Genomic DNA, 17,410 nt, shown 5'->3' with positions numbered 1-17,410 from the left:
TACGGGGGCGGCGTTCGGGGGTTCCGGCAGTTTGAAACGACGCCAGCACCAACCCCGGAACATGAGTGTTGAGACCGACGCCGCCGGCCCCAGCGCGGACCACGCTGCGGACGACCTCGCGCGCCAGCTCGGCGACGCGATCGCCGACCTCCCCGAGTACCGCCGCCTCATGGAGACCAAGCGCGCCGTCGAGACCACCGATGAAGTGCAGTCTCGGATCGAGGAGTTCGAGCAACTCCGCCAGGAGTTCATGCTCGCCCGCCAGTCCGGGGACGCCGACGAGGCCGCCCTCAACCGCGTCCAGGAGGCCCAACAGCACCTCCACGACCACCCCGTGATGGCGGACTACCTCGACGCCCAGGACGCCCTGGAAGCACGGTTTGAGGGACTCAACGACCTCATCAGCGACCCCCTGGACGTGGATTTCGTCGGGGAGTCCGGTGCCTGTTGTCAGGACTGACGGCGCCGTCAGTCAACGGCGTTGGCGGCGAGGTTCCGCGTCGCGCGGCGCAACCGCTCGCTCGCTGACTGCTCGGTGACGCCGAGCTGCTCGGAGACCGCCGACAGCGACGCCGACCGCGGCACGTCGAGGTAGCCCACGTCCAAGGCGACCCGGACGGCCTCGCGCTGGGCGTCGGTCAGCGGGTCTTGATGGGTGGCGTCGGCCTCGGGGACGCCGCTGTAGATGCAGTGCAGCGTGAACGCCACCCCCTGGCTGGTGCAGATCTCGCGAAACGACGCCAGTGCGTCCCGGTCGGGGAACCGAACGCGAACGAACCACACGCCGTTCTGTGACTCGACGTGCAGCTGTGCGGCACCGAGATCCAGCCACTCGGTGTACATCTGGACCTCCGACGCGTCGGCGTTCTGGTAGCTGTACAGTCGCCGATCGGCCAGCTGATCCAGCAGCGTTACCGAGGTCGTGGTCGAGTCAGCCCGCATCGCGTCGTCGAACGCGGACAGGTCATCGCCGATCGCCCACGCGACCGTTTTGACCGTGTCCCCGCCATCAGCCACGTCGACGGATTCGACATCAAACGTCACGTTGGGGACGCTGGTGGTCGCCTCGTAGAGGATCATGCGGGGCGACGACATCGACAGTTCAGCGATGACGCTCATCACATCGTACACGTGTCCACGTGCTGTTAAGTGCCCTGGCCGAACCACCGAACGCTTAGGACGCGGGCCACCAACGGCCGGTATGGTGCACTCCGACTGGGGCGACTGGCTGCCCGCAGCCGTCGCCGCCGCCGATCCCGACGGCATCGCGGTCTGGTATCTCGGCTGCAACGGCGTGATCCTGAAGGCCAGCGACGGCACGACGCTGTTCGTCGACCCCTACCTGGGGACCGGCGACCCGCCGCGAACGGTGCGCATGATCCCCGTGCCGTTCGATCCCCGTGACGTCTCCGACGCCGACGCAGTGCTCGCCACCCACGAGCACACCGACCACGTCCACGGCCCGAGCCAGGCCCCGCTGCTCGCCGACACGGGCTGCTCGCTGTACGCCCCCGAGGCCTCGATCGCGGTCGCCCGCGACGACGAACGCTGGCAGGACGACTACGCCGTCACCACCGATCAGTACCGGCGCGTCGCCGTCGGTGACACCTACGACATCGGCTCGTTCACCGTCCACGTCACACCCGCACACGACCCCGACGCGGTCCAGCCGGTGTCGTACGTCTTCGAGCACGACGCCGGCACGGTGTTCCACGGCGGCGACACCAAACCCGCCGACGCCCTCGCGGAAATCGGGGCGGCCCACGACATCGACGTGGGGATCCTGGCGTTCGGATCGACGGGCGAGATCCCCGACAAACAGACCCGCGAACCGTCGGTCACGACGTGGTACAACACGGAGACGGAGGTCGTCGCGTGCGCGAACGCCCTCCAACTCGACCGGCTGGTCCCCACGCACTGGGACATGTGGAAAGGACTGACCGCGGACCCGACGGCGCTGCACGCACACACCCGCAGCATGGCGTCACCACAGCGCCTCGACGTCGTCGAAATCGGCGACCGCATCGACGTCTCGTAGGCCCCCACCTCGCGCATACACCTACCCCCCGGCAATTTAAGGGCCTCTCCGCGTAGATTGCTGTATGAACGACGCACTCCAGGGTGATGCCCGTGAGTGACGAAACAGTCGTCGAAACGAACGGTGTGACCGTCAGCAAGTTCTTCAACGCCGAGGACTTCCCGGTGCCGGCCGTCGCCTTCGACGTGTCTTCGACCCGTGACGGCGGGGTGACGCTGACGATCACCGACGAGATCCCCGAGGAGTTCGGCATCGACCAGATCGGGTTCCACCCCGAATACGGCAGCGAACACTGGACGGCGACGGGCGACGGCGTCGTGCGCTTCGAGCGCGAGATCGACGCCGGCGAATCGTTCACCACCGTCTACGGCGTCCGCATGGAGGACGACCAAGACGAGACGCCGTTCCTTTCGGCCCCGGAGATCGACGTCGACGGCCCCGACATCGAGGACGCCATCCCGCCGGAGTCCAGCGACGTGGTGCGGGAGCTGGCGGGCGGCGACCGCGACACGGTCCCCGGGCTCGAAGACGAGGACACCACCGACCACGAGTTCGGATCCGTCGAAGCGGACGTCGGCGACGCCGATGTCGACACGCCGGTCACCGACGACGCCGAAATCCTCGGCGACGACGCCGGGCTCACCGACATCGGTGGGACCGAGCCCGAGGACACCGACGACACGAGCCCCGACACCGACGGCCAGCCCGCGGACAACACCACAGGGACGGGCGCCGCACTCGAAGCGACGGCGACCACCGACGGCGACGACACCGCCGACGCCGACCCGCCAACCGACACGGTGGCCGCCGACACCAGCGCCGCCGACGACGCTGCGGGTGTGGACGCTGCGCCCCGTGACGGCTCGGAGATCGTGGCCGCGCTCGCGGACGCGATCCGCAACGACGCCGTCGCCGACGAGGACCTCGCAACCATCCAGGACGCGATGGGTGGGGTACCCGAATCGACGCGCGTGGAGCTCACACACCTGCAGTCCCGGGTCTCCGAGATCGAAGCGTACACCGACGCCCTGGAGTCGTTCATCGACGACAACGGCACGGCACAGGACGTGCTCAACGACCTCGAAGACGACGTGGCCGACCTGGAAACCGAGCTATCGACGGTGCGCGACGACGTGGCTGGCGTCGAGCAGTCCGTCGACGCTGCCGCCGACGACCGGGCGGCGCTGCACGAGCGCGTCGACGACGTCGAAGCCACGGTCGGGGCTGTCGACGACCTCGAATCGTCGCTGGACCGGCTGCGCGGCGACGTGGACGCCCTCGACGAGCGCCTCGCGGACACCGAGGACGACGTGCTGGCGCTGGCCGACGTCTCCGGCGACGTGGACGCCCTCGAAGCCGACGTCGCCGAGCTCTCCGAGCACGTCGACGCCATCGACGACTGGCGCGACCAGCTGTCGGACGTGTTCAGCGCCTGAGCGCTCGGGATCACAACGGTTTTCGGCGCGCACTGGCTGCACCCAACAATGACACCCCCGCCGGTTCGCATCGCCGTCCCGCGGAAAGGACGGCCATTGGAGGCGGTTCTCGACCGCGTCGGCGAGCTCGCCGACGCGGCGTCGGTCGCCGACGACATCGCCACGACGCTGCGCTACGAGAAGGGGCTCACGAAAGGCGACCACCACGACGCTCGTGGTGTCTACGAGCGGCTCGCTGCGTACAGCACTCCCGACGAGCCGACGGCCCCCGACTACACGCTGTTGCGGGACTCCCGTGTGGGGAAACCACGCCGGATCGTGTTCGACTCGCTCACCGTGACCGTGGCGGGGACGCGCGTCGAACTCATCGGGCGCGAGGAGCCGTTTCGCGCGCTCCGCACGCACGAGTTCGCCCTGGGGTTCGACAGCGCGGACCTCGTGCTCGAGGAGGTGGTGGGGCTCCGTCCCGAGCCACTGACCTCGATCGCGGACGTGAACGAGCGCATCGATCCCGTCGACACGGACGTGCGCGTCGCCTCTGGGCTCGGCGACACGGTCTATCACACGCTGTTGGCGACGCCGGACGCCCACGGTTCGGCGGGCGTCGACCGGGCGTTTCTGGACGCCTACAGCGGCCCCGTCTGCATCAGCCCCCGCTACGAGCGCCTCGTCGAAGCCGTGCTCGGCACCGCCGTGACCGAGGGCCTGACGTTCACCTACCCCGATGCCGACCACGACGAGGAAGAAGCCGCGATCGCGGACGCCGGCGTCGGTGTCTACCTCACGGTCACGGGATCGACCGCCCGCGACCACGGCCTCACCGTCGGCGAGCAACTGTTCCCGAGCGAGACCGTGCTCATGGAGAACCAACACGAGGCCACTGGGGAGCGTGTTGCCAGTGTGCGACAGGCGCTCACCACCGCACCGACGGAGACCGCGATCCCACCACAGTAACGCCGACCCGCCGCTGCTCGCTTGCTACACCCGTTCGGCAGCGTTCACGGGACAGTCCGCTGCCCCGATTCGACGCCGGTGTGTCGGCTCCGACCCGCCGAGCCGCGTCGGCTGCCGGACGTCATAGACGGTCACGTTCGTCACCCTCCGGTGCGGCGTTCCGGCCGCCGACCGCCGACACAGATAGGCCACCAACCCCGCCCGGACCGCGCGGCTGTCGCTGTCGGCGATGTTCACGACGTACTTGCGCCACCGCGCGCTCGGATACTGGGCTGACACGTCGGGGGGCTTCCCCCAGGAGAACGCGCCGCCAGCGAACGCCCCGATGCGCCCGCCGCCGGGCGTGGTGGCCGGCGCTTTCACCCAGTGATCGACGCTGAGTGGCTCCGGGGCGAACATGTACCACCGCGGTGGTGGCGCGTCGCCGGCGTCGAGTGGCCCGACGCTGACCGGCGTTTCCACACCCCCGACTGAGACGACCGTGTACGCCGCCTGTCCGACCAGCAACACCACGAACACGCCCGTTACGGCGGTTCGAGCGCGCGCTCGAACGGATCGAGGCAGTGACGGCACTGGAACCGACGGCGCCCTCTCACGCTGGTCGGCAATCCATCGAACGGGATGCACGGTGCGCTGTGGGCGGGCTGCAGCCGCCGCCTCCCAGACACAACCGGGAACGAACGGCACCAGTCCGACGACTGCGACGAGCGGGAACACGCCCAGCTGCATCGTCGCCGCCATCCCCAGGTGCATCCCCGCGAACACCGCCGCCGCCGCCGCCCGCCACCACCCGGTCAACACGATCAGACACACCGACCCCGCGAGCAACACCAGCCACACTCGGTCGAACGCCACCAACAACCGCGGGGTTTCCGACAGCACGTGGCCGAGCCCGACGACGAACATCTCCAGACTGAACACCGTCCGTACGGCCGTCCCGGACACCCACGCGTCCCCGCGAAGCTTCAACACGGCGTTCGACGTGTAGATGATCACGAGCTGGCACAGCACCCCCACGGTCGCCACCGAGACGACGCGGTCCCGCCACGCCCCCCGATCCACGGCGTCCACGCTCCAGCGCTCCCCCAGGGGAAGCCCGAGCGCCCACACGAACAGCATCTGCAGGACGAGATCACCGCCGTTCAACACCAGCGGGTTTCGGGCGTGCATCGACACCACGAGCACTCCCGTTGCGAACGTCGCGGCTGTGCTCCGATACCCAACGAGCAACGCGACCGCGGCCACCGCCGTCACCGCGAACAGCGCCGCCTGTGCCCACGCCGCCCCCGAAAGCATATGCAAGGACGCGCGGCTGACGACCGGATACTGTGCGCGCATGACCGCCCGCGGGAGCACGCCACTGTCGGTGTAGAACGCCGTCAACGACTGCAGCCGCAACGCCAGGTCAACCAGCACGACCACCGCGAGTCCGACACGGAACGCGGCCAACGATCGCGTGTCGACGCCGAGACGCGACGCGACCGCTGCTCGGAAACGCATACACCCGACTGGCCCCCGACGCTGATAAACGTTGCCTGGCACGTGTCCCCACGACCACGGCAGGGCGCCGCCACGACTCCCACCACATCCTCGCCTTCCGTGGTATTCTTGAGCACGCACGCCCTTCTCACGCTGATGAACACCGCTCCCGACACCGGGACCGAACGCGCGACGTACACGTGGTCGGCGGGCCGGTACCCCTCACTGGCCCCGAACCTGCTGCCCGCGATCGCACGCCTCGTGAGCGCCTGCGGCGTCGACCCCGGGAACACGGTCCTGGACGTCGGCTGTGGCACCGGGAACGCCGCCCTCACCGCCCGCCGCGCCGGCGCAACCGTCACCGGGCTTGACGTCACGCGGTCGATGCTCGAACTCGCCCGTGACACCACACAGCTCACGGATTACAACGACATCTCCTGGGTCGCCGGGGACGCCAGCACGCTCCCGTTCCCCGACGACGCCTTCGACGTCGTGCTCTCCAGTTTCGGCCACGTGTTCTCCCCGGCCGCAGCCGAGGCCGGCCGCGAGATGCTGCGCGTCGCCCAGCCCGGCGGCCGCGTCGCGTTCACCGCGTGGTCCCCCGACGGCCTGGTGGGAGCGCTCACCGACGTGCTCGATGACTACGTCGGACACGACGACCACGACCCCTGGGCGCACCTCCGGTGGGGGAACCCGGAGTTCGTCCGCGACCACCTGGGTGACGCCTGCGAGCTCACCTTCGAGCGCCGCATCGCGCGCTTCCGGTACGTCTCCCCCGAGCACTTCTGGCGGAACTTCGCCGAGGAGGCCGGCCCGCTCTCACCGGCGCTGCGCGCGCTCGACGACCCCGGCGCGCGGAGCGCCCTCCGCGAAGACGCGCTTGCCACGCTGGATGAGTGGTTCGCGGACAACACGGTTCGCGTCGAGTACCTCCTCGCCCGCGGCGTCGTCGACGGCGCCGCCTGACCCACCCACGGCGGCCACCGTTGGAGGCAACGGGCTGCTTGGCCCCCGCATATATCATGGGGCACCCCGTCGGTGTGTGCATGGACAACGTGATCGTCGACATGCTGGCGGGCAACCAGCGCCATGCCGCCGAGTTCCAGTCCCGGTTCGACGACGTCCAGAACGCACAACACCCCGACGCAGTCACTGTCTGCTGTGCCGACTCACGGGTGCTTCAGGACGAACTGTGGGCGAACACGGACCCCGGAAGTATCTTCACCTGCGCGAACATCGGCAACCGAGTGATCCAACAAACCCCCGACGGAGACGTCGTCTCCGGCGACGTGCTCTACCCCATCGAGCACACTGGAACGGAGACAGCCGTCGTGGTGGGTCACACCGGCTGTGGCGCGGTCACAGCAGCGTACCGGGATCTCACCGGCGACACTGGGGCGGAGCCGCCGGGGATCGCGCACTCGCTGACTCCCATCCGCACGCGACTAGCGGCCGGGGTGGATCTGCTCCCGGCGGACCTCTCAGAGTCCGCAGCGATCAACCGACTCGTCGAATACAACGTCGACCAGCAGGTCCAGTTCCTTCTGGAAAGCGACCGCGTCGACGACGACGTCTCGGTCGTCGGCGCGGTGTACGACTTCCAGGACGTGTACCCGGGCTCCCGTGGCGAAGCACACGTGATCAACGTCGACGGCGAAACCGACCCATCGGCGCTCCGCGAGCAAGCGCCCGAAATCGCGTCACGGATCACTCGGCTCTGGAGTTACTAACCGCGGCGGACTGCGCTCTTCGGGCGAGAATCCGAAACCGGTGATCCGCCACAGTACGGTGGGAACGGACCTCTACAACAGGGAGTATGACACGTCTGTCGTCATCTGGGTTCCTCCACGATCTGTGGTAGATACACACGTGACGTCTGCTGAGACTCGCTCGGAGTTCGGAGACGACGTTGCGAACATCGCGGACGCCACTAGCTTCGACGAGACCATCGACGATGATCTCGATATCTATGAACGATGTTTCGAGGTGGGACGTGGTGCGGTGATGGTCAAAGCTGCGGACATCCTCGGGAACAGTGATTACTACGGGCTGGGTGGCTCGGCGGAGCTACGAAAGACCCTACGCAAGAAACTGGATTCTTTCATCTGACCCTCCGAACCGTATATCGGCGCCGAAGACAGACATCAGGAACTCGATGCTACGCCCCCGATAGTTAACGAACGGATGAATATAGAACCCGACAACTGAATGCTCCCACATCCGTGACGTCGGATCTGAGAGTGGGCGTTTGGAGAGCCGTCTGAGGGGGGTCCATTCACTGGATCGGGCAAAAAGACGCATCAATAGCCGATTAAGCCTGTTGTGGCCACAACGCCGACCTCCAACGTCTCTCTATCGTTGAATGCGGTTTATCAACCTCCTCCATGGGTGGTAGTCAGCGAATAGATGTGATTGAGGTACACCTCCCGTACTCGATCCCCCCAGTTGTGCGTGTACGTGTCGATGATGTCGTCGGCCACGTCGCCGCGGAGGTATTTCACGACGCCGCGATCACCAGTCCGGTTCCGGAGATGCGTCGTGAAGAAATGCCGGAAGTAATGTGGCGTTACGTTCTCGGCGGCGTCCCCACCTTTGTGATACCACCCGCGGGGTTCGGCGTGTCGCCGCACCATCCCTCGGACCATCTCCGGCGTCAGACGCTTGCCCCATGCGTCCTGCGTGCTCACGAACACCGGGTCGGCAGGCGATGTGGTGTCCGGTCGAATCGCCAACCACCGGACGAGTTCGGTTTTCAACTCCCGGTCAAGGGGGACGAGCGTGGCACGCTTGCGCTTGTTCGACGCCGAGCGCTGCTCGCCGTTGACCGTTTCGCCACGGCTCATCGCCGGATCAACGTACAGCGTGTCGGGGTGGCTGCCGAGCTGGCCGCGTACCCCCACCTCGTAGGCGGAGGAGACAGCCGGCGCGTCCAGGTTGACATCCCGGAGGTCGAGGTTGCAGAGCTCGCCGACTCGAAGCCCGGTTTTCAGCAGTCCAACGATCACGGCGCGCTCCAACGGGTGGGTGATGTCCGCGATGAACTCCCGCATCGCCGCAACCGAGATGTCCCTCCGAGTGGGGTTCGTGTCGATGGCCTCGTCCATCTCCTGGCTGACCAACGCCATCGGATTCCCGTCAACGACGCCGACCTGCTGCATGTAACTGTAGAACCGGTTCACGTACGACGCGTACGTCGCGACCGTGCTTTCGGCGTACTGCTCGCGGAGGTGATGCACCCAGGTCAAGCAATCCCGGCGGCCGGCGTCGACCGGCTGCGCGCCGGCGTTCGAAAGGAACGCTTCGAACGACCGGAGGACGCGTGCGTACGCGTCCCGGGTTCGCTTTGCTTTGCCGTGATACTGCATGTCCTCGAGGAAGTAGCCGATAGGATCGTCACGCGCATCAGCATCGGTCTCCCTCGCCAAGGAATCACGTGGCTCACTCATCAGCCTGGGAAACGTAGCCACCGCGTCGCGGGTCGAACCGAATCACACCATCGTCTGCGAGGGACTGCACCGCGGTGTCGATCCGGTCCTCGAAGTCCCCCGCCAGTTGAGCGACTAACTCATCCCAGGACACCGCATCCCCTTCGTCGACCATCGATTGAACCCGGTCTTCGAGGGCATCACCCCTAGGGGTTGCGTCGCTAGAACCACCGTCTGGACTGTCGTCCAGGAACCCCCGTCGTCCGGCCTGCACCATCGTTCGGAGGAACTCGCTTTGCGTCATATCTAATCGCTCGGCGTGATCCTGCCACGTGGCTTTCTGGTCCGCTGGCACGTACGTCTTCACGACGGCGCGATCAGTGTCTCCCATACAGGGCCAACAGCCACGGCTCACTTCAATGTTCCCCATACAGAGATAAGTGTTTTTATCGGTTCTCCGGGCCTGGTTCAGGTCGCCAAAGAAGGTCTAGACAAGAGGATTTCTTTCGATTTGATTCCATAGAAGAGGATTCCCGCTGGAACGTGGAGTACCACACAAAAAGATAAATAGATGCCACCGGATGAGGGGAGGTTGCACGCCGGTGTATAACCGTGTATCGAGTGGGCGGTCTTGAACTCGTACACAGCCGGAAACCTGGCACTCGGCGATCAACTCACTGACGCCGGCACAGTGGCGACCCCGGCACACTCGGTAGGCGACCGTCGATAGCTGCGTGGTCTAGCGCAGCCGTATACGTGTCGCGCCCTCAGACCAGCCCACAAAACAGCCAACCTGAAGGGGACACCACGTTCTATCCGAACGGAGCCCGGCGTAACATCAGCGATGTTCAAATCGTGAGTTCCTCGTGATGCAATGTTGGACCAATTCCCGGTGCCGAAGGCTTCGCCACAGAGTATTGACGATCCGATGGCATCTGAACGCAGGTATCGAAGAGCCGGTGGTGCGCCGCTTTGCGCCGACCAGCAAGGCCGCCACAGCTCGGCTCAGAATGTGTTTGCCCAAGCTCGGCAGGCGGTGGGTCAGTGAGTACCGTACTACTGTCTGGATGCCCTGTGGAGTCCGCGGCTCGTGGCCACAGTTACATCGGCCAAACTATATGTATAATCGCGTTAACTTTTGGTATCGACCATGGTGGACCAATGCATCACCCTGTCTCACTGGTCGGTGGCCGGAGTGATTGCGTTACGCACACAGCTGGTTGATTATCTTGGCGGCGTTCCTCATAGTACACGGGTGGAACTTACCGTGACGCTCACGTGGGGAATCAACACAGCGTATCAAGATCTTCCGTTTGACGACGTTACTCAGGTCAACGCAGAATACTGTCGGAGTTAGCCAGAGAATTTCCGGGACAGTCATCACCACGGCACTCTTTGGTTCTATCCCTTTGAGTGGGGAAAACGCGGATCACGCAGTCCTGTAGAACTGTTGTACACCCCTGCAACAGCAAGACAACGATTGCCAAGCGGTGGCTATGTTCCGCCAACCGGTGTTCACGTCCAAATCTGCGCATGGTAAGTTCCTCATCGCGTAGTTTCCACTGTGATCCGTGCGAGGTGGTGAACCGACGATCACCAAATCCGGTGTGTGGCGTCTGTCTGCGGAAGCGAGCTGCTTGGAACACACGATTCCTGGTATTGGAATGAAGACAGTCGTAAATCTGAGAGTGATATACGAAAAGCACGGCCTGTACTGGATTCGAGGGTTTGAGCGTATTAGGTGGATTCAACCACCGGTAAGCGTGCAGGATTGAGTGCAATCAAATGGCTAAGCCGCGATAACTGGCTGCTGTACCTGTCACTTGATGGTGGTGGTGCCAGCGGCGTAGTGATTGGATCCGATCTACCAGCCAGCGCCCCCAAGTTACGGTAACGATTGTTCCTCGGGACGAGACGGTTTAGTTCGCCACGGACCGGACTGACAGACCGATGTAGTAGGCGACGCCAATAACGATCCCACTCAATGTAGCCTCAGAGAGGGCGGCGATCGGGTTCCGACCAAGGGCGATGTAGGCCACTAGCATCAGCAGCGATGAGCCGACAGCGACGGCAGCAGCGGCTGCCCGCGTGGAAACGCTGCCTAGTCCGAATCCAATAGTAACGTCTCCCATTATTTACGTTATATATTCGGGAGCGGTACTTCAATTATTTCACCTGGCTTATCCGGTCCACACACACCAATCCCAGAGGACTTACAGATTGTCGCACCGATGCTGTCGCCGCATCCATCGGTTGCGGCCTCGGCGACCTTACAGACAGCCGTGACGAGCGTACCATACCCAACACCTCCGACAACGCTTCTGCCGAGAACCCCACAAACTACCCCGCCGAAGGCCCCACAGAGCTTTTTGCAGATAATTCCTGAGGCGAAATAGCAGCCATCGCAGCCACTGACGTCTAGCTCATCCGGAAGGTCCGGGAGGTCATCTAGGGATGGCAGGTCGAGTTGCGCGCTCGGGCCTTTTGCATCCTGTACGTGGCTGAGGTCATCGATCAACGCCTCGACAGCCTGTTTGCTCGGTTCCTCGGTTGTCTTCGTGAACGAGCCATCGATTCCGCCGGAACGGTCAGTCGCAATGGCTGGGTCGGTCTCGGATGAATCGTCGCCCAGCAGGTCGTCTCGTTCGAGCTTTTTGAATGCGCCATCGTCGTGGGAACGCTCGACGTCGAGCTGTGCAATGGCGATCTCCTGGGATTCGGGGTGGCGTCCGAGAATGATCCCCGCACGACTGTTTTCTGCCGCGTCCTGAAGCTCATACGAGGCAACTTCGCGTTTGAAGTCTTCTGTCTCAGTAACAGCCACGGTGAGGGTAGTATCACTCCAGGCGAATGAGTAGCCGAGGTCCACGGCCTTTTCGCGGAGCTGCGTGAACGCACGTGGCACGTTGTGAGGTGGTGGTTTGTACGCACCCCAGAAATGTAGGCTAGCCTAGAATCCGGAAGTGTTTTGCCTGCTAGATTCGCACTCGTTGATAACCACCGACTGAGCGGCTGGCGGAGCACCGGTCGAACCCGGCACCACGACCCCGGAATCCACTCTCAGAATGATATGTGCTATGTACACACTCGGCTGCACGAGCGAGTCATACCGTCCAGCGGCGAGTGATGTAGTCAAACCACGGTCGCGCGCGCACCGATGCGGTAGCAGTCTTATCCCGCTGCAGCCCAACGTTCACATACGAGTGGCACAGACCCAATCATCCACACCCGGCTCCCGGTGGACCGACCAATGAGTGGCGCGGACCAGTACCTACTGGCGATCTACATCGAATCCCATCGCGACGACAGCCCCGTGCCGACGGGACAGCTGGCCGACCGCCTAGAGAAGGCCGCACCGTCGGTGACGGAGATGCTCAAGCAACTCGACGAGAACGGGCTCGTCACCTACACGCCGTATAAGGGTGCACGCCTCACTGATGCGGGTCGTGAGCGCGCCACGGAGCTCCACGAATCCTACGTGACGCTGTCGTGGTTCTTCCGAAGCGTGCTCGACTTGGAGACCCACGAATCCGAGGCAATGGAGTTGGCGAGCATCATCGACCCAACGGTAACCGATCGGCTGGCCGCAACGCTGCCCGACGACGACCGCTAGAGCCGCGCTCGCTACGTCGAGGCCTGGATGTTGAACGTCTTCTGGAGGAACTGGCGTGACGCCATCGAGCACACGAAATACCATACGATCCACGTCGCCATCGGTCCGAGCAGTGCGTGCTGCCAGGCAACGTGTCCGGCGAGCGGGACCACCATTCCGTGCTCGCTCGCGCCGAGGTGTCCGCCACGGACCTCCCAGCGGAGCCACAGGAACACCGGGATCGTCAACAGCATGATCCACACCATCGGCCGGAACTGCAGCTTGAACAGCCCGAGCTGATCGCCAGCGGCGTCCATCTGCTCGCTTTGGATGCGTTCGAGTGCTTCGTCGTCGCCGCGCTCTTTGGCTGCCTCCCGGCGTTCTTTCAGGGCCGCCATCCGGTCTTTGTACGCCTGGAGCGTCTCGTGGTCCATGAGCCGGGACTGGAGGTACGTGGAGTAGACGCCGGTGGTGACAGCCAACACCAACACGACGATGTGGAACGGCAACAGGTTCATCACCGGGGCCAGGAGCTGGTTGTCGACCGATGCGATCGTGGTCTGGATGGAGCTGTTCCAGTATCCCGCGAACAGCCCGATCGCGCCGACGGCTGCCGCCTTGTCGTAGATCGTCCAGGACGCGGATTCGATCGCCGGCGCGTCGGTGTGTTCGGTCGACTCGGCGTCAGTGTGTGCCGCCAGCTCGGCCGCCAGTTCGTCGGGGTCCGCAACCACGAACCCCGTGTCGGTGCTCGTGAGCACGCCCGCGGAGATCAGTCGCCCCCACTGACTGCTGGAGACGGCGTCGCTGACGTCGTCCCACTGGAGGTCCCCGGTTCGGGCGTCGCTTTCTTCGAGGACGGCGCTCGCTGCCTCTCGCATCGCTGCTGTTTGAAGGAGTGATGCTAGCTGGGTGTCAGGCATACTGATGTCTCACGATTTCGGTCGGTCATTATGACCCTTCTGCTTGCCGGAGATCCGGGCCCCAGCGGGGAGTCACGGGGGCGTGTCAGCACGGGCCAGCGTGTCCACGGTCACGTTGAGGAGAGTTCGGTAGAACGGCTTCGGGTCGGCGTCCCGGACGCGTCGGGCGAACGACTCGACCCAGTTCCGTGGGTGCTCGGTGAGGAACTGTTCGAGTGTTTCGGCGCCCTCGTGCTCGCGCAGGTAGGCCGCGAACTCGAGTTCGGTTGCGATGTGATCCGGGGGTGCTGACTCCGAGGCGGCGGGCTGGAGGCCGTACTCGCTGTACCAGCGGGCGACCGCCTGCGTCGACGGCCCGTACACCGGGCCGAGGTCCGCGTCGCGTTCGCCGTCACGGTAGACGCTTTCGTACGGCGGTGATTGGGACGGGCCGGGCCCGACGAACAGTCGCGTGTACTCGGCCCGAAGCGACTGTGCGTCGACTGTCGTGTCGGTTTCGGCGGCAAGCGCCGCCTGCAGGTCGTCATCGGGCTGTCGCCAGCAGGCCGCAAGCGCCGCGAAGCGGGCTGCGGTCGGCGGACCGTCGCCCGTGTCATCGAACGCGTCGGCAACTGCGACTGCGCTGTCGTTGTTCCGGGTGGCTGGTGTCATTGTGTTCGATCACCGCCGTCAGTAGCGTACGCTGCATCGGGTGCCGCGCGCTGCAGGGGGAGATAGCGGAGACCCGCCATCACGATCAACGCGCCGATCGAGATCACGCCGACTGTGACCGCGATCTCGACCGCGGTCGGCGTGTACGTGCCGGCGGTCGCCCAGGCGTCGGTCGTGAGGCCGGCGTACTCGCCGCCGGTTGCGATCCCCGGGGCGGCGTTGATGTTCACGCGCTGGTAGCCGGTGAACACCAGGCGGATCCCCTCGAAGAGCGTGCCGAACACCGCCAGCACGCTCGCAGTGAAGATGACCGACGTGCGCCTGCGAAGCGACGGCGTGGCCAACAACAGCAGTGGCACCGCGCCGCCGAGACCGGTCCACAGCCAGAAGTAGACGGTGTCCCCGATGAGGAAGTTGCTGGTGATCGCCCAGAACCCGAAGTGGTGCGCCCACGCGTGCGGGAGGCGCTCGGCGGCGAGCAGGTACACCACGTGGAACGCCAGGAAGATCCCCAGCAGTTTGCCCAGGCTGGTGAGCTCCCCGCGGTCGGCGGTGAACGCCGTGAATCGGTCCGCGAGGATCGACACCACGAGCAGTAGTCCAAGCCCCGAGACCAGCGCTTTCGCGATGAACACGGGCGCGACGAGCGGGCTGAACCAGTCGCCGCGGCCGACCTGTGTGGCGAAGATCCAGCCGGTCACGGAGTGCAACGCGACTGCCGCGGGCAGCGCACAGACCGCGGTCCAGAACATGAGCGTGCGGTCGCGGTCGCGGCCGGCGGCCGAGTCGGACACCCACAGCGACAGCCGCGACCCTCGGGCGGCGAGATCGCGGCGCGTCAACAGCCACAGGTACCAGACGTTGAGTGCGCCGTACAGCATCACGATGCCGAAGTCCCAGACCATCGGCGACCGGAAGTCCGGGGAGGTGACGAACTGGTAGATGCGGTCCGGACGCCCGATATCGGGCAGGATCAACAGCCCCGCGACGATGATGCAGCCCAGGCTCACGAGCACGCCCAGCCGAGCGAACCCCTCGTAGCGCTGGGAGTGGAAGAACTTCGGCGCACTGGACAGGATCAGCCCGCCGGCCGACAGCCCCACGAACAGCACGAACAGCATGATATACAGTCCCCACGAGAACACGTTGCGCATCCCGGTTTCGATGAGGCCGTGCTGGAGTTGGTACGCCCACGCGCCGAGGCCAATCACCAGGAGGAGCGCGAGCACGCCGAGCCAGCCGCGCCCGAGTGTCCCGAACGACGACAGCACGGGGCGGCGTGCGGTCGTGTCGGCGTCCGCCATCAGTCGTCACCTCCCGCGGTCTCCGCCGGCACGTGCGGCGTTGGCCCATGCTCTGATGTTGGGGCACCGTTCCGCCGCCGCGTCGCCTGTGCCGCTTCATCGTCCCCAAGCTCGGTTTCAAGCTTATCGCTTGTCCATGGCCGGCCTGGTGTCATCTTCCCCTGTACGTAATACGTACTTGGGTCGGTGCCTTTCTCATTGAGCAGCTGTTCGGTATTGTATTCCGAGATGTACTTCGAGACGGTGCTGTCGTCGTCGTCCAGATCACCGAAGATGCGGGCGTCCGCCGGACAGTTCACGACGCAGGCGGGGTCAAGGCCGTCCTCGACGCGGTGGCTGCAGAACGTGCATTTCTCGACGACGCCCTGTGGTCGTTCGGCCACGTCTCCCGTGCCGTCTTCGGGGCGGTGCTCGGGCTCGTCCCAGTTGAACACACGGGCGTTGTACGGGCAGGCCGCCATGCAGTACCGACACCCCATGCATTTGTCGTAATCGATCTCCACGATGCCGTCGTCCCGGGTGTACGTGGCGTTCACCGGGCAGACCTTCACACAGGGCGCGTTCTCGCAGTGTTGGCACGCCGTCGGCTGGTAATTCATGTCCAGGTCGCCACTTTCGCCGTCCTCCGGATAGGTCCCCGACGGTGTATCGACGTGCTCTCCACCAACCGTCAGCACGCGGTTCCAGAACTGCCCCATCGGGACGTTGTTCTCCTGTTTGCACGTCATGGCACAGGTCTGGCAGCCGATACACCGTTCTTGATCGATCACGAGACCATAGTTCGTCATAATCACTCACCTCCCGCTGAGTCCGGCGTCGATCCACGCGGATTAGATTCGGTGTATTTGCTGGTGTCAAGGTCTTCCGGGGCCGGTTCGACTTCAACGGCCGTGTCGTAGAAGGCGAAATTCCCGGTTGCGTTGCAAATATCCATATGGGTGAGGTTGTTGTGATGGCCCTTGATGTAGTCTCGTTCCCACCAACCTTGATCAGTGTTGACAATCTCTGGTCGGATCGCGTCGTTGTATTTCGCCCTCACGATCATTTGGCCACGATCGTTGAACACCCGAACGTAATCACCGTCCTCGATTCCCCGCCGCTTGGCCGTTTTTGGATTGATGTCCAGTTGTGGCTGCTCGTTTATTTCTCGAACCCAGGGTTGGTACTCATACTGTGAGTGGATCCGCCACTTCGAGTGTTTTTGCATGAACATGAGTGGGTATTCATCCCGGTAGTCCCCATCGTCGTCCGTTCGGCTCTCAATTGGGTCCGGTACTTCAAGTGAGACTTCTCCATCGATGTCGTCGCCGTCTTCGGTTGGAGCGTCTTCGTCGTATATTTCGAGCCGTCCAGTAGGAGTATCGAATTCCCCCTTGTACAGCACCGGGTCGTCGTCAATATGGACAGTCCCCTGTTCGACTAACCTGTCATATAGGGTGTCATAGAACGATTCACAAGGGTTAGTTTCAGGCCATATGTATCGAATCACCCGCTAAGTGGGATTGCGGATTGAGCGAATTCGCCTACTCAGTATCCATGAATACACCAATAGTTCCGAGGAATCCGGACGCGAAAACCGTGAGCCCGACAACTGGATTGAAGTAGTGA

At 64.3% G+C, this 17,410-nt stretch carries 17 protein-coding genes and 1 pseudogene; 8 read left to right on the top strand and 10 right to left on the bottom strand.

The genetic code is table 11. The annotated features are described in order from the left end of the window. The first annotated feature begins 61 nt into the window (after positions 1 to 61). Complete coding sequence (locus APQ99_RS09795; protein ID WP_010902597.1) at positions 62 to 460, top strand: YlbF family regulator; 399 nt, start codon at positions 62 to 64, stop codon at positions 458 to 460. An 8-nt stretch (positions 461 to 468) separates the two neighbouring features. On the opposite strand, the gene APQ99_RS09790 is transcribed toward APQ99_RS09795, so the two are convergent. Continuing rightward, on the bottom strand, positions 469 to 1,119 hold the full coding sequence (locus tag APQ99_RS09790) for a helix-turn-helix domain-containing protein (RefSeq protein ID WP_010902596.1): 651 nt from the start codon (positions 1,117 to 1,119) through the stop codon (positions 469 to 471). Positions 1,120 to 1,201: 82 nt separating this feature from the next. Here APQ99_RS09790 and APQ99_RS09785 point away from each other — a divergent pair, with 82 nt between their 5' ends. The 3 genes from APQ99_RS09785 to APQ99_RS09775 all read left to right on the top strand — a co-directional run bounded on the left by APQ99_RS09785 (position 1,202) and on the right by APQ99_RS09775 (position 4,428). After that, the gene (locus APQ99_RS09785) at positions 1,202 to 2,038 is read left to right on the top strand and encodes an MBL fold metallo-hydrolase (RefSeq protein WP_049892496.1); all 837 of its coding nucleotides are present in this window, start codon (positions 1,202 to 1,204) and stop codon (positions 2,036 to 2,038) included. An 86-nt stretch (positions 2,039 to 2,124) separates the two neighbouring features. Next, complete coding sequence (locus APQ99_RS09780) at positions 2,125 to 3,474, top strand: hypothetical protein (RefSeq protein ID WP_010902594.1); 1,350 nt, start codon at positions 2,125 to 2,127, stop codon at positions 3,472 to 3,474. A 48-nt stretch (positions 3,475 to 3,522) separates the two neighbouring features. Continuing rightward, positions 3,523 to 4,428, top strand: coding sequence for a hypothetical protein (locus APQ99_RS09775; protein WP_010902593.1), 906 nt, complete (start codon positions 3,523 to 3,525; stop codon positions 4,426 to 4,428). 24 nt (positions 4,429 to 4,452) lie between these two features. Here the strand turns inward: APQ99_RS09775 and APQ99_RS09770 are convergent, their stop codons facing one another. Further along, entirely contained in the window at positions 4,453 to 5,928 is a 1,476-nt protein-coding gene (locus APQ99_RS09770) for an HTTM domain-containing protein (protein ID WP_010902592.1), read from the bottom strand. Positions 5,929 to 6,063: 135 nt separating this feature from the next. Between APQ99_RS09770 and APQ99_RS09765 the strand changes: the two genes are divergently transcribed. The 3 genes from APQ99_RS09765 to APQ99_RS09755 all read left to right on the top strand — a co-directional run bounded on the left by APQ99_RS09765 (position 6,064) and on the right by APQ99_RS09755 (position 8,016). Continuing rightward, positions 6,064 to 6,873: a class I SAM-dependent methyltransferase gene (locus APQ99_RS09765; protein ID WP_010902591.1), complete on the top strand. Its 810-nt coding sequence runs from the start codon at positions 6,064 to 6,066 to the stop codon at positions 6,871 to 6,873. 80 nt (positions 6,874 to 6,953) lie between these two features. Continuing rightward, positions 6,954 to 7,637 carry a carbonic anhydrase gene (locus APQ99_RS09760; protein ID WP_049892495.1) on the top strand — a complete coding sequence of 228 codons (684 nt, stop codon included), beginning with the start codon at positions 6,954 to 6,956 and terminating at the stop codon, positions 7,635 to 7,637. A 58-nt stretch (positions 7,638 to 7,695) separates the two neighbouring features. Continuing rightward, the gene (locus APQ99_RS09755; protein ID WP_227970921.1) at positions 7,696 to 8,016 is read left to right on the top strand and encodes a hypothetical protein; all 321 of its coding nucleotides are present in this window, start codon (positions 7,696 to 7,698) and stop codon (positions 8,014 to 8,016) included. A 263-nt stretch (positions 8,017 to 8,279) separates the two neighbouring features. Here the strand turns inward: APQ99_RS09755 and APQ99_RS09750 are convergent, their stop codons facing one another. From APQ99_RS09750 to APQ99_RS09730, 3 genes are all read right to left on the bottom strand, one after another. Further along, the gene (locus APQ99_RS09750; RefSeq protein WP_010902588.1) at positions 8,280 to 9,353 is read right to left on the bottom strand and encodes a tyrosine-type recombinase/integrase; all 1,074 of its coding nucleotides are present in this window, start codon (positions 9,351 to 9,353) and stop codon (positions 8,280 to 8,282) included. Further along, complete coding sequence (locus tag APQ99_RS09745; RefSeq protein ID WP_012289235.1) at positions 9,346 to 9,723, bottom strand: DUF5805 domain-containing protein; 378 nt, start codon at positions 9,721 to 9,723, stop codon at positions 9,346 to 9,348. The genes APQ99_RS09750 and APQ99_RS09745 overlap by 8 nt, the downstream gene beginning before the upstream one ends. 1,749 nt (positions 9,724 to 11,472) lie before the next feature. Then, a complete protein-coding gene (locus APQ99_RS09730; protein WP_136361253.1) occupies positions 11,473 to 12,237 on the bottom strand; it encodes a halocin C8-like domain-containing protein in 765 nt (254 codons plus the stop codon). A 345-nt stretch (positions 12,238 to 12,582) separates the two neighbouring features. Between APQ99_RS09730 and APQ99_RS09725 the strand changes: the two genes are divergently transcribed. Then, the gene (locus APQ99_RS09725; protein WP_010902585.1) at positions 12,583 to 12,945 is read left to right on the top strand and encodes a metal-dependent transcriptional regulator; all 363 of its coding nucleotides are present in this window, start codon (positions 12,583 to 12,585) and stop codon (positions 12,943 to 12,945) included. A gap of 11 nt (positions 12,946 to 12,956) precedes the next feature. On the opposite strand, the gene APQ99_RS09720 is transcribed toward APQ99_RS09725, so the two are convergent. The 5 genes and pseudogenes from APQ99_RS09720 to APQ99_RS09700 form a co-directional block, all read right to left on the bottom strand. Next, the gene (locus tag APQ99_RS09720) at positions 12,957 to 13,847 is read right to left on the bottom strand and encodes a DUF106 domain-containing protein (protein WP_136361252.1); all 891 of its coding nucleotides are present in this window, start codon (positions 13,845 to 13,847) and stop codon (positions 12,957 to 12,959) included. 72 nt (positions 13,848 to 13,919) lie between these two features. Beyond that, complete coding sequence (locus APQ99_RS09715; RefSeq protein ID WP_136361251.1) at positions 13,920 to 14,498, bottom strand: TorD/DmsD family molecular chaperone; 579 nt, start codon at positions 14,496 to 14,498, stop codon at positions 13,920 to 13,922. Then, entirely contained in the window at positions 14,495 to 15,802 is a 1,308-nt protein-coding gene (gene nrfD, locus APQ99_RS09710) for an NrfD/PsrC family molybdoenzyme membrane anchor subunit (protein ID WP_136361250.1), read from the bottom strand. Before nrfD ends, APQ99_RS09715 begins: the two co-directional genes overlap by 4 nt. Then, positions 15,802 to 16,590 carry a sulfate reduction electron transfer complex DsrMKJOP subunit DsrO gene (dsrO, locus tag APQ99_RS09705; RefSeq protein WP_136361249.1) on the bottom strand — a complete coding sequence of 263 codons (789 nt, stop codon included), beginning with the start codon at positions 16,588 to 16,590 and terminating at the stop codon, positions 15,802 to 15,804. Before dsrO ends, nrfD begins: the two co-directional genes overlap by 1 nt. A 2-nt stretch (positions 16,591 to 16,592) precedes the next feature. Further along, positions 16,593 to 17,234: pseudogene (locus APQ99_RS09700) on the bottom strand (molybdopterin dinucleotide binding domain-containing protein); the annotation flags it as partial. Positions 17,235 to 17,410: the final 176 nt, after the last annotated feature.

The sequence above is a fragment of the Halobacterium salinarum DSM 3754 genome (genome assembly GCF_008124605.1).
Classification (GTDB): Archaea; Halobacteriota; Halobacteria; order Halobacteriales; family Halobacteriaceae; genus Halobacterium; species Halobacterium salinarum.
The sequence above is the reverse complement of the archived record's forward strand: the minus strand, read 5'-3'. Positions and strand labels throughout refer to the sequence as shown.

What these genes read in the sequence shown, in the direction of transcription:
- APQ99_RS09715 (WP_136361251.1), bottom strand. Translation starts at nt 14,498, where the DNA reads ATGACACCAGCCACCCGGAACAACGACAGCGCAGTCGCAGTTGCCGAC.
- APQ99_RS09745 (WP_012289235.1), bottom strand. Translation starts at nt 9,723, where the DNA reads ATGGGAGACACTGATCGCGCCGTCGTGAAGACGTACGTGCCAGCGGAC.
- APQ99_RS09760 (WP_049892495.1), top strand. Translation starts at nt 6,954, where the DNA reads ATGGACAACGTGATCGTCGACATGCTGGCGGGCAACCAGCGCCATGCC.
- APQ99_RS09765 (WP_010902591.1), top strand. Translation starts at nt 6,064, where the DNA reads ATGAACACCGCTCCCGACACCGGGACCGAACGCGCGACGTACACGTGG.
- nrfD (WP_136361250.1), bottom strand. Translation starts at nt 15,802, where the DNA reads ATGGCGGACGCCGACACGACCGCACGCCGCCCCGTGCTGTCGTCGTTC.
- APQ99_RS09775 (WP_010902593.1), top strand. Translation starts at nt 3,523, where the DNA reads ATGACACCCCCGCCGGTTCGCATCGCCGTCCCGCGGAAAGGACGGCCA.
- APQ99_RS09785 (WP_049892496.1), top strand. Translation starts at nt 1,202, where the DNA reads ATGGTGCACTCCGACTGGGGCGACTGGCTGCCCGCAGCCGTCGCCGCC.
- APQ99_RS09720 (WP_136361252.1), bottom strand. Translation starts at nt 13,847, where the DNA reads ATGCCTGACACCCAGCTAGCATCACTCCTTCAAACAGCAGCGATGCGA.
- APQ99_RS09750 (WP_010902588.1), bottom strand. Translation starts at nt 9,353, where the DNA reads ATGAGTGAGCCACGTGATTCCTTGGCGAGGGAGACCGATGCTGATGCG.
- dsrO (WP_136361249.1), bottom strand. Translation starts at nt 16,590, where the DNA reads ATGACGAACTATGGTCTCGTGATCGATCAAGAACGGTGTATCGGCTGC.
- APQ99_RS09795 (WP_010902597.1), top strand. Translation starts at nt 62, where the DNA reads ATGAGTGTTGAGACCGACGCCGCCGGCCCCAGCGCGGACCACGCTGCG.
- APQ99_RS09780 (WP_010902594.1), top strand. Translation starts at nt 2,125, where the DNA reads ATGCCCGTGAGTGACGAAACAGTCGTCGAAACGAACGGTGTGACCGTC.
- APQ99_RS09770 (WP_010902592.1), bottom strand. Translation starts at nt 5,928, where the DNA reads ATGCGTTTCCGAGCAGCGGTCGCGTCGCGTCTCGGCGTCGACACGCGA.
- APQ99_RS09790 (WP_010902596.1), bottom strand. Translation starts at nt 1,119, where the DNA reads ATGAGCGTCATCGCTGAACTGTCGATGTCGTCGCCCCGCATGATCCTC.
- APQ99_RS09725 (WP_010902585.1), top strand. Translation starts at nt 12,583, where the DNA reads ATGAGTGGCGCGGACCAGTACCTACTGGCGATCTACATCGAATCCCAT.